Source organism: Siphonobacter sp. BAB-5385 (assembly GCF_002261125.1).
Taxonomy (GTDB): Bacteria; Bacteroidota; Bacteroidia; order Cytophagales; family Spirosomataceae; genus Siphonobacter.
On the sequence record NZ_NMPS01000205.1, the window covers coordinates 1 to 11,367 of the forward strand.

The window sequence follows — 11,367 nt, forward strand, 5'->3', positions numbered from 1 at the left end:
ATTCCATGGTGGCTCCCTCAGCAATGCGGTGGCCCGAAGCAGGATGAAGTCAGCGGCGTTCGCGATACGGACTAAAATGACCAGCCGTCTCAACGGGACGAAATAGTGATCGTTAATACTAGGGTTAGGAGCTGTCTGTTGCTTGATATTAATTGAGTACTGTTATTACACTCACTTACTAATGAGACCAGACCCATCTACGGGACGTAAAACGAACATATTACTATACAAACAATATCGTCAGTTAAAACATTGTCTGAACTCCAACGGACTCTGCTTGGTCTTGGTTTTGAAGAGTTTACTGAACGATTGCGAATGCTCGAAGCCTAATTCGTACGCGATTTCACTGACCGACAAATCCGTGGTGGAGAGCATCTCTTTCGCTTTTTCGATGAGCTTGTGGTGAATGTGCTGTTGGGTAGTTTGTCCGGTGTGCTGCTTCAGTAAACTGCTGAGGTATTTGGTGGACATGTGCAGCGTATCGGCGATGTCCTGCACCTTGGGTAAGCCTTTCAGTAAGAGATCTTCCTGGTTGAAATAGTCGGTCAGTACCTGCTCCAGCCGATCCAGTACTTTGCTGTTGGTGATTTTCCGGGTGATGAATTGTCGCTCGTAGAAGCGTTGAGCGTAGGTGAAGAGGAGTTCCAGCTGGGCAACAATCACATCCTGGCTAAACTTATCGATCAATGAATGGTACTCTTGCTTGATATGGTCAACGATGCTGTTGATGAGGGTTTCCTCTTTGTCGGAGAGAAACAGGGCTTCATGAGCCGCGTACCCAAAAAACTCGTATTGCCTGATTTTCTTTGCCAGCGGCGTGTTCCACAAAAAGTCGGGATGGACAAATAACATCCAGCCTTCCAGCCTGGGTACGCTGTCACTTCCATCACCGCGTAAAATCTGTCCCGGAGCCGTGAATCCCATGATTCCCTCGTCGAAATCATACTGTTGCTGTCCGTAGAATAGCGTATCGCAACCTCTTTTCAGGGAAATGGTATAAAAGTCGAACACGACCGCGGTAACGCCTGCGTCTCTCGTCAATTTGGACACATCCACCACGCTAATGAGCGGATGATGTGGTTTAGGAAGTTTCGCGAGCCGATGCCCTTCGGTAATGGATTTAATACGGAGTGGCATTTTGGTTTCCATGTGGGTAAGTTAGTTATTCTTCCAAAAGGGTAGCATCTGGCAAACGGCATTTATCTATCCTTTAAAGGGATATTTTAACCAGATCAGTAATAAGGGCAAGGCAAGAAAAGGGATTTCCATCAAAGCGATGTTACTGTTTCCCGCCCGTAACGACAGGGCCATGATCAAAACAATCGTAACCGCATTCAGCACATTGGCCACGAAAAAGGTCTGCGGGAAAAACAGCAGGACCCCCACGGCGATCGACCATACGCCCATGTAGGGCATAATGGTTTTGGAGAGCCCGAGGGCCGACAACATTTTTGCCTGTTCCGCGTTAGCGGGCTGGAAGGCGTCCCAGCCGTGTTTGATACTCAGAAAGGCCGAGATCAACAGGAGTACGATCGCTACAATTTTCATGGAATTACAGGAAAGATTCGAGGGAATGAATGGTGATTAGAAGATCAGAGGCATACGCCAGAGGACGACGTTGGTCGGATTCACTACGTACCATACATCGTAGACGCCCCCATTTTACCCGCTTGCGAAAGCATTAACTTAGGAGCTACCCGGCTCATCACCCGCATCAGTCCAGCCAAACCGGGATAAATTTCATCCTTGTCGTTTTTCATCCCCTGGATGGCCGCATCGACAATTTTTTCGGGAGCCATCAGGGCTTTGGCGTTGAATCCATCTTCTTCGATGAACTTGTCGTTCAAAGGTGTCGAACTACCGGGGGCCACCAGCTCAATGACTTTAATACTCGTTTTCATCAATTGTACGCGTAAGGCCTGGGTATACGCCCGCAGTCCGGATTTGCTGGCACTGTAAATGGGGGAGATGGGGAAAGGCATGAACGCGATACCGGAGGTCACATTCAGAATTACTGCCTTAGGTTTCGTTTTCAGATGCGGCAGAAACTGCTGTACCATGCGAATCGGTCCCATCAGGTTAATTTCCACTTCACGGGTGATGTCCAAAAGCTCGTGGGGCTGATTCAGACTGAGTTTACGCATTTCACCGGCATTATTGATGATTATATTCAAGGCAGGAAATTGCCGGATCACCTGATCATACAGGGCTACAATGTCTTCCGCTTTACTTACATCGCTTTGGATGATATGAACTGCCGGAAGTTGTTGCTGGGTTTCCTGTAGTTTTTGTGCATTTCTTCCCGTAATGATCACGGTATTGCCCAGGGCCAGAAGTCGGGAAGCGAATTCAAGTCCAAATCCGCTGGTGCCGCCGGTAATCAGGATGGTGTTGTTGTGCAAGTCCATTTTCTTTCCGTTTTTGTTTCTACAAAGGTCAGTCACGATTCCAAAAACACTTGTAGCCGATTGTCGCAAGGATGTAGCCAGAAGGGAAGATTCGACACGAAAGGGTAGGAGTTTTTCCGTATTTCGCGAGCTTGATACGGGACTTACGGACTTTTCATGCGTATAAGAACGAGTGATTGCCTTACTTTAGAGTCGTGTATGGCATGGAAACGAGCAGTACACGAGGACTTCTCAAGTCGATTCTCAGGAAACGAAGAAGTACCCACGCATTCCGCTCTTTCGATTCCGCCACTATTCTACGCTAAAACCTAGTTGAATGAACGCAGCCGTAAAATGGATTACGCTGAGCCTGACGGGCTTAAGCTTGACCCTCCACGCCCAGACTCGCTCGCTTAAAATTACCAAACGCTACCTGAATCTGCCCGTAGCTCAGTCCCGGCACCGGGGAACCATGGCCTTAGTGACGCCAGACCAGACGGAACGGTCCTTTAAAATACGGCTGGCTTCGGGTAAACCCGATTACTGGGTCTTCTATGATGTCTCAGCCTGGCAGGGCAAAACCCTTATTCTTCGCTACGACGGCAGTCCCGAAGGATTAAACCAGATTTACCAGGATGATCGTTTGGCGGGTCAGGATTCCCTGTATCACGAAAAAAACCGGCCGCAATACCACTTTACCAGCCGCCGGGGCTGGATCAACGACCCAAACGGGATGATTTTTTATGAGGGCGAATACCACCTGTTCTACCAGCATAATCCTTTCGAACGCGAATGGGAAAACATGTCCTGGGGTCATGCCGTAAGCAAAGACATGGTTCACTGGGAGGAACTGCCCACGGCCCTATCACCCGATCGGATGGGAACTATGTTTTCCGGCTCAACGGTGATTGATTACGAAAATACGGCGGGTTTTAACCGGGGGAATGTACCGGCAATGGTTGCTTTTTTCACGGTGGATAGCCCGGAAAAGCAGGTGCAGTGCATGGCTTATAGTCTGGATAAAGGACGTACGTGGACCAAATACGACCAGAATCCGCTGATCGACTCTAAAGCGAAATGGGAGAGTAAGGATACCCGTGACCCCCGAGTATTCTGGTACCAACCGGGTCGGCACTGGGTGATGGTACTGAATGAGCGGGACGGCCATTCGATCTATACCTCAAAAAACATGAAGCAATGGACGTATGAAAGTCACATTACTGGCTTTTGGGAGTGCCCGGACCTGTTCGAACTTCCCATCGATGGTGATCCAAATAAAACCAAATGGGTAATGTACGGAGCCTCCACCACGTACATGATTGGCGATTTCGACGGGAAAAAATTCACGCCGGAGTCGGGTAAACACTCATATACGCACGGGACCATCTACGCCGCTCAAACGTTTACGAATATGCCCGAAAAGGACCCTCGACGGATTCAGATTGGCTGGGGGCGGGTACAGCAGCCGGGGATGCCCTTCAATGGCATGATGCTGCTGCCCACTGAATTACAGCTTCGTACGACCAAAAACGGTCCCCGGCTCTTTAGTGTACCCGTCAAAGAAACGGAACAACTGTTTACACCAGCGGGTCAATGGACCTCACTACGGGTCGAGGAAGCCCGGGATAAACTCAAATCGGTGGACGTACAGGATGCGTTTCGACTTAAAACTACGCTCAAACTTTCCCATGCGACGGACGCGGGTATTTCGCTTTTTGGTCAGCGGATCCTCATTTATGATCTGAATTTCAATCAGTTGAATGGAGCCTTCTATTCGCCGGAGGATATGACAAGTATGGAAATTACCGCAGATATCTTCGTAGACCGAACCTCAGTAGAGGTGTTTGTGGATGGCGGTCGGTATTCCTATTCGCTGGAACGGAAACCCGTACCGGGCAATCAGGAAGGGCTTCAGTTCTGGGGCAATCGGATGGAGGTGAAAGACCTTCAGGTATACAAAGTGAAGTCGATTTGGAAGTAAGGGTAATTAAGTAGATATAAAAACAAAGGTGCAGAAACGAACCACCTCCGTTCATTTCTGCACCCGTTCGAAAATCCAACCAAGTATTAAATCGCCGGTTCCGCCGGTGTATTCGGATTCGTCAAACGTTCCTGATCCGGATAGGGATAGAAGTTTCGCGTACGTTCGGCCGTGAGCGGTATCGGGTTAACATTCACCGCAGGAGCCGTACGGTTGAAACGGCGACTATCTTCCAGCCGTAAACCCTGCATGAAAAGCTCCGTACTGCGTTGTTTGTAGATCTCCGTGAGCAGACTGGCCGCATCGGTACCGCCAGCGTAGGCGGGTAAAGCGGCATTTACACCGAAGGGATCACCCGTCGTTTGCGTACGAACGGCGTTGATCTGAGCTACGGCTTCGGTAACCGAACCATTACTCCGCACCAGAGCTTCGGCTTTGATCAGACGAATCTCATCGGGCAGATATACCGGAATGGGCTTGGTGATTTCATTGAAAAATCCGGCCACCGAACGCAGTACCTCGCCACCCACGGTAACCTCCGGCGTAGCCGTGTAGAAGTTAATCCGGGCATCTCCCGTTTCCAGCAGCGACGTCGGTAACCCTAATGTAGCCCGAGGCTGGTAATTTTTACTAACGACAATTTGCTGGTAAATGGGATTGGGCGATTGCGACGAATACACAAACTGCGACCGCGACGTCAGGTTTACCGCATTCGCCGAGGCTAATGCATCGGCGTAGCGACCTAGCATCATCTGGTAGCGAGCCCGGTACGCGTTCAGGCAATCCCGCAACTGAAAATCCGTACCCAGCACCCGCGTATTGAATTCCGTCGAAGGAGCCGTGGCCGTAATCAGATCAATGCCCTGCGAAAGTATCGTTACGGCTTCGGTCAGGGCCTGTTGGCGGGGTACAAACGGGGCCTGTCCATTCTTGTTGGTTTGGGTAGGGAACTGCTCGAAACCCGTCGCCAGTCCACCTAGAGCCATCGCCTTGAACAGATACGCGTGAGCGAGTACGCCATTGCGGGTGGCTTCATCGGTAGCCAGTACGGTGGGGGCATTGGCGATCAATTCGTCGGCCATGCCCATTACCCGGTACATCCGGGCCCAGAGGTTGAGTACGTTACCGTTGAAGGATGGCAGAGCCGTACCTCCGGCTTCGAGTTCGAGTACATTGGTGAACGTCGTAATGCCTTTCAGCTCTCGCGTGGTCGTCCCCGGTGTAATGATGAGAGCTTCCAGAGCCGAGGTCGAATAGTATTGTTTCATCCCCAGACTCAGCGTGAGCATCCCTTCCCGACTCGACAGTACCTGTTCGTCGGTGGGAGCATTGAGGTTGGGAATATCCAGTTTACAACCCGTCAGTAAACCAGCAGCCAGAAAAGAGGCCAGAATATATGTTTTGAATTGCATGATCTTCAGTGGATTAATGCTTAGAAATTGACACTTACGCCGAACAGGAAGCTACGCGGAATCGGTACTTCCACGAAATCGAAACCTCGCACGGCATTATCCTGACCAGCGGCGTTGGTTTCTGGGTCCCAGCCACTGTAGTTATCAATCGAAAGGAGGTTACGGCCAATGAGCGTAAGCCGCAGGTTCTGCATTTTCCAGAGCTTCGGCGTCAGGACGTACGACGCGGAAATTTCCCGGAGCTTCACGAAAGAGCCGTCTTCAATGTAATTTTCAAAGATCGAGAACAGGGCCGCACTCGTACCCTTGGGCACATCGCCGCGAAGCTCGGGTTCGTATCCTTTCAGCGAAGCATAGAGGTCACGCTCGCCGACCCGACGGGTAAAGTTGAACACCTCAAAGCCCAGCATACCGTCCCATTGCATCCGGAAATTGAATTTCCCAATCTCAAACTCATTCGTAAAGCCAACAATACCCCAAGGGTTGGGATCGCCGATGACCTTGCTCAAAATCGTTCCGGTGGGCTGACCGTTGGCATCCCGCTGAACGGTGTACTGTCCGTTGGCCAACTGAGTACCCCGTTCCCGTTGCGGATAGCGATTGGGGTTCGTAGCCGTAGGGGCGGTTAGGAGTAAGGAACCGTCCGGATTGCGGGCAAAAAAGGTGCTGTAATACGCTCCAAGCGGGTAGCCATTGACGGCAGCCACCTGACTAAATCCACCCGCGAAGGGTAGTACGCCGTTGCCTTCCACACCATTGACCGTATTCTTGTTAGACGTATAGGTCAGCGTAGTGATCCAGCGGAACCCACTGGTCTGCACGGGTACGGCTTTCACCATGACTTCAAAGCCTTTGTTAGTCATCGAACCCACGTTGATGAGTCGGTTGTTGAAGCCCGTCGTGGGAGCCAGCGTACGGTTCAGAATCAGATCGGCTACGCTCTTGTTGAAGTACGAAAACTCCACACTCACGCGATCGTTCAGCAGGCTTAAATCCGCACCAATTTCGGTTTCGGTCTGACGCTCCGGTTTTACCGTAAAGTTTCCGAACTGAGCGGGGGAGATGTACCCCGTCTGGCCACCGTAGATGACGGGGCTGTAATTGGTAAAGCGGTCGTAGGCTCCAATGGCGGTCAGGTTGCCCGACTGGCCCCAGGCGGCCCGGAGTTTGAAGGAGTTAATAACACGACCTAACGTTCCTTCACTCCAGAATTTTTCGTTGGAAACCACGTACGAACCACTCACTTTCGGGAAAAACTGCCAGCGGTTATCGATGCCGTATACCGACGAAGCATCCACGCGGGCCGCTCCCGTAATGAAGTAGCGATCTTTAATGCCAAAACTCTGCTGGGCGAATGCTCCGAGAATGGATCGCTCCGAGCGGAATTCCATCGCAATAATGGTTCCGTTGTTGATCGTCTCGCCAAACGCTCCCAGTTGCTGGGCCGTAGCTCCGAAGGTTAGCGTACGATCGTATTGAATCGTGCCGCCGATTCCCGAAGTGGAGGTCAGCCAGTCGTTTACTTTCGTATTGTAACTGACATTCAGGTCGTTGTTGATCTGGAAAACCGTAGCATCGGCTCGGCGGGCGAGTCCCTGATCGTAGGTCGGCGTGGTGTTTTTCGGTGGAATGTAAGCCGTAGCCGACTGCGTGTAGTTGTCGATACCGACGGTGTAATCAATGTTCAGACCTTCGATCGGTTTCAGGTTGAAATTGAAATCCGAAATGATCCGGCTCGTTCGTTGTCCAAACTTGAAACGGTTGATGGCTTCGAGCGGGTTGGTCCGGCGTACTACGCTGACGGGAGCGGTGGAGGGATAGACACCCGTGACTGGATCGGGTTCCGGATTGACGGAGTTGTTACTGAAAATGAAGCCCGTTAAAGCCCCATACGCCTCGCTAATACCGCCGTTGGGAATCTCCTTACTGGAGCTGTACACGTAGTTGCTACCCGCCGAAATCGTGGCTTTGTTGCCGATTTTCTGCTGAATCCGCAGGCGAATGCCATTGCGGTTGAAATCCGTACTTTTAATAATTCCCTGATTGTAATAGTTAGATCCGGAAACAAAGTATTTCGTGTTGGCCGTACCGCCCGAAAGCGACAGGTAATTTTCGGTACCGAACGCGTTCTGGAAGATTTTATCCTGATAATCGTAACGGGTAACCGGAACCTGCGTCTCGTCCGTCGGCGTGGTATTCGCGAAAGCAAACGGATATTCGTTGTAGGCCATTTTCTTACGAAGCTGACTGACCCGAAACTGCGTAGAGAACGTAATGGATGGTTTGCCTTCTTTCCCTTTCTTGGTGAAAATCTGGACTACCCCGTTGTTGGCCCGCGACCCGTAAATGGCCGCTGCCGCCGCTCCCTTGATGACCTCAATGCGATCAATATCCGCCGGGTTGATATCCACCAGACGGTTTTGAGAGTAACCGCCCAGGTCAATCAACTGGCGGGAATCGTTGTTGACAATGACCCCATCCACGATATACAGCGGATCCGATGAACCCACAATCGTGCTTGGTCCCCGCATCCGAATACTGATTCCACCCGCGGGGTTCCCGGAGTTTTGCGTAATCTGAGCCCCGGAAAGTTTCCCCTGCAAGGCGGCATCGAGGGAGGGGGCGGCGGAAAATTGCAGATCTTTCGCTCCTACGGTAGCAATGGAGTTCCCCAACTCGCGTTTGCTGGTGGCACCCATCGTACCCGTCACTACCACTTCATCCAAACCGAGCACGTCTTCCTCAAGCGTAGCATCAAGGGTTACCGCATTCTGACTGGCGTTTACGTCAAAGCTTTTCTGCTGACTTTTGTACCCTACGCCGGAAAAGACCAGCGTATACCGACCCGGCTTCAAGGAAGGCGTAAACTGGTACGTCCCACTGGCATTAGTCGTGGTTCCGGTACTGGCCGAACTTAATTTCACGGTAATAAACGGAAGGCCGGACCCATTGGCATCGCTGACCTTCCCCTGCAGTTGTACCTGAGCCGAAACGGAACCCGCCAGGGCCGTCCAGGCAAAAAGAAGGTAAAACAGGAGCTTCCCTGGAAGTACTGATTTTCGCATACGGTTAACTAGTTTGGAGTGTGTACTACTAAAAAAGGCAGGTCGTGGGAAAGCTGTAGTAGCCGCCCGCGTCCTATGAAAAACGTATTCAGGAAGTCGATTTAGAGGAGAAAACGATTAATTCGGGAATGAAATCTTACCCATCGATACGCTGGGAACGCCCTGCCGATTGCCAAAGTGGGTCTTGCCACCCACCAGAGCTTCGTTGGCCAGAGTGGCAAATAGTACGGCTTCTTTCGCGTCCCCCGAAATACCCAGTTCATCGGTCCGACGAAGGGTCATTTCGGGCAAAAGCTCCTGGATGTACTGCCAGAGTAAGGGGTTATGCATCCCGCCTCCGCTGGCGTACAATACCCAGGGTTGGGTAGTATCCCGGCTTTTCAGCGAACGGTGCACGGCTTCGGCAATGGTTTCCGCCGAAAATCGCGTAAGGGTCGCCAGTACGTCTTCGGGACTGAGGTCGGTACGCTGGATTTGTTGCTGAGCCGCCTCCAGATATGCCAGACTAAAGAGTTCTGGCCCCGTGGTTTTGGGAAAGGGTTTCTCAAAAAACGGGTCCTGCTTCAACGCGGCTAGTAAGGGTTCGTGTATCGTTCCCCGGCGGGCCAGAGCCGCATCTGTGTCGTAGGCTTTATTGAATTTCTGACGCGTATAGGCATCAAGCAGCGTATTGCCAGTGCCGGTATCGGTAGCGAATACTTCATCCGCATTCAGATTGGCCGGAAGGAAGGTAAAGTTGGCAATACCACCCAGATTCAGCAGAATTCGGTTTTCTCCCGCTTCCGAAAAAATCAGATAGTCGCCGTACACGGCCAGCGGAGCCCCTTCACCACCCGCTGCACAATGTTTCTGCCGAAAATCGGACAGGGTAATAATGCCCGTAGTAACTGCCACGTGATCCCCATCGCCAATTTGTAGGGTAGCGTTGGGAAACTGGTCCAGACCGTGCAGAATTCGGGGGGCGTGAAAGACCGTCTGTCCGTGACTGGCAATCACATCCACTTCCGCCGGAGCAATGCCCCAACTTTCCAGACAGTCGAGCACCAGCCGCCCGTGCAGGTTGCCAATCCAGGGATTCAGTACGCACAGGTGTTGGAAATCAATGGTTCGCTTGGCGAATACGGTTCGAATTTCCGCTTTAATTTCCTCGGTAAAATCTACCGTGCGGAATTCGCGTACCGTAACCTGCGTTTGGCCGCCTTCCCCCCGAAAGGTACAGAGGGCCACGTCCAGTCCGTCCATCGAAGTGCCCGACATCAGGCCAATGATGGTACGTTCAGGTTTCTGAGCAATCGTATATAGTTTCTGTATATGTGCGTTCATGGTTCGTTTGGGGTGAATTAAAGGGTTTTGACGCCGAGAGCCAGGTACGGTTGCAGACTGGGATGGCTGGCGTCAAGTTCGGTAATCAGGTAATCAAGCGTGGTGACGGGGCATACCCGTAGTTTCATCGAGGTGTTGAGTTTTTCGGCAATGGCCAGAATCGCGATGGTCTGGGATGCTTGAACATCGCCTTTTTAATCTCTACGGTTTCCCATTCCAGATCGGTAATCCCTTCCGTAGGGTCAATGGCATTCGTACCCATAATGCAAAGGTCGGCCCGAATATCGGCAAGCTTCAAAAACGCATCCCCACCTATTACGGTTTGACTATACGTTGACACTTTTCCACCAATCAGAATGGTTTCCAGGTTGGGCTTGTTCAGTAACGCAATGCAGGTATGCGGATTGACCGTTACGAAGGTCGCCCGTAGCTGATCGGGTATGGCTTCGATGAAGGCCTGCACTGTTGTGCCACCGCCGATGAGTACAATCATGCCGTCCCGCACCAGGGATACCGCTTTTCGGGCGATCCGCTCTTTGCTGGAGGAGGCGTATCGCAGTGATTTTTCGCTTTGGGGACTGAAGTGATTCCCCGCCGCCATGGCTCCGCCCTTGATTTTAATGATGAACCGCTCGTCGGACAGTTCGTTCAGGTCACGGCGAATGGTTTCCTCGGATACATGGAGCAGTTGAGACAAGTCACCGAACGTAACCCGGGAGTGGATGTTAATGTGTTTAAGTATAAGTTCTTTTCGCTCTTTTTTGACCAGCGTAATCATAGCTATTGCCCGGTAATCTGTTCCTCTAGCCTACTCATCTTTACAAATATTAAAAAGAATTGTCAATGTGTAGTCAATAATTGAATATTATTTGGAAATAGTGACAAAAACTAGTTAAATACGTTGATTTTATTCTAAATAGTGATATTTAATTCTAAAATATTTAATAAATTAAATGTGGTATTTGTATAAATAACATGCTTTTATTTAAATATGGGGTTATAAAATTGGATATAATAGCTGAAATCTATAGGGTTTTGAGGTAGTGAAAAATTTTGGAGTTGGATAGGGTATGAGTTTCGTTTATGGAATAGACATACTAGCAAAGTTTCGTTTCTTTTATATAAGAACAGGACTGTTTTCGTCCCGTAAGTACGGCTGATTTTTTAGTCCGTATGCATTCCATGCCGGCACGCCCACC

Annotated in this window: 8 protein-coding genes; 1 reads left to right on the plus strand and 7 read right to left on the minus strand. The window is 50.8% G+C overall.

Features of this window, described 5'->3' with window-relative positions:
* Positions 1-240 precede the first annotated feature (240 nt).
* From BWI93_RS20225 to BWI93_RS20235, 3 genes are all read right to left on the minus strand, one after another.
* Entirely contained in the window at positions 241-1,149 is a 909-nt protein-coding gene (locus BWI93_RS20225; protein ID WP_094814656.1) for an AraC family transcriptional regulator, read from the minus strand.
* 54 nt (positions 1,150-1,203) lie between these two features.
* The gene (locus BWI93_RS20230) at positions 1,204-1,548 is read right to left on the minus strand and encodes a hypothetical protein (RefSeq protein WP_094814658.1); all 345 of its coding nucleotides are present in this window, start codon (positions 1,546-1,548) and stop codon (positions 1,204-1,206) included.
* An 83-nt stretch (positions 1,549-1,631) separates the two neighbouring features.
* Entirely contained in the window at positions 1,632-2,408 is a 777-nt protein-coding gene (locus tag BWI93_RS20235; RefSeq protein WP_094814660.1) for an SDR family oxidoreductase, read from the minus strand.
* A gap of 316 nt (positions 2,409-2,724) precedes the next feature.
* Between BWI93_RS20235 and BWI93_RS20240 the strand changes: the two genes are divergently transcribed.
* The gene (locus tag BWI93_RS20240; RefSeq protein WP_094814662.1) at positions 2,725-4,368 is read left to right on the plus strand and encodes a DUF4980 domain-containing protein; all 1,644 of its coding nucleotides are present in this window, start codon (positions 2,725-2,727) and stop codon (positions 4,366-4,368) included.
* An 86-nt stretch (positions 4,369-4,454) separates the two neighbouring features.
* Here BWI93_RS20240 and BWI93_RS20245 read toward each other — a convergent pair whose 3' ends face one another.
* From BWI93_RS20245 to BWI93_RS20260, 4 genes are all read right to left on the minus strand, one after another.
* Complete coding sequence (locus BWI93_RS20245; RefSeq protein WP_255157967.1) at positions 4,455-5,780, minus strand: RagB/SusD family nutrient uptake outer membrane protein; 1,326 nt, start codon at positions 5,778-5,780, stop codon at positions 4,455-4,457.
* A gap of 20 nt (positions 5,781-5,800) precedes the next feature.
* Positions 5,801-8,845 carry a SusC/RagA family TonB-linked outer membrane protein gene (locus tag BWI93_RS20250; protein ID WP_094814664.1) on the minus strand — a complete coding sequence of 1,015 codons (3,045 nt, stop codon included), beginning with the start codon at positions 8,843-8,845 and terminating at the stop codon, positions 5,801-5,803.
* A gap of 117 nt (positions 8,846-8,962) precedes the next feature.
* Positions 8,963-10,168, minus strand: coding sequence for an anhydro-N-acetylmuramic acid kinase (locus BWI93_RS20255; protein WP_094814666.1), 1,206 nt, complete (start codon positions 10,166-10,168; stop codon positions 8,963-8,965).
* A 124-nt stretch (positions 10,169-10,292) separates the two neighbouring features.
* Positions 10,293-10,946 (minus strand): DeoR/GlpR family DNA-binding transcription regulator, encoded by a 654-nt coding sequence (locus BWI93_RS20260; protein ID WP_217902315.1) that lies wholly within the window; start codon positions 10,944-10,946, stop codon positions 10,293-10,295.
* Between the last annotated feature and the right edge of the window lie 421 nt (positions 10,947-11,367).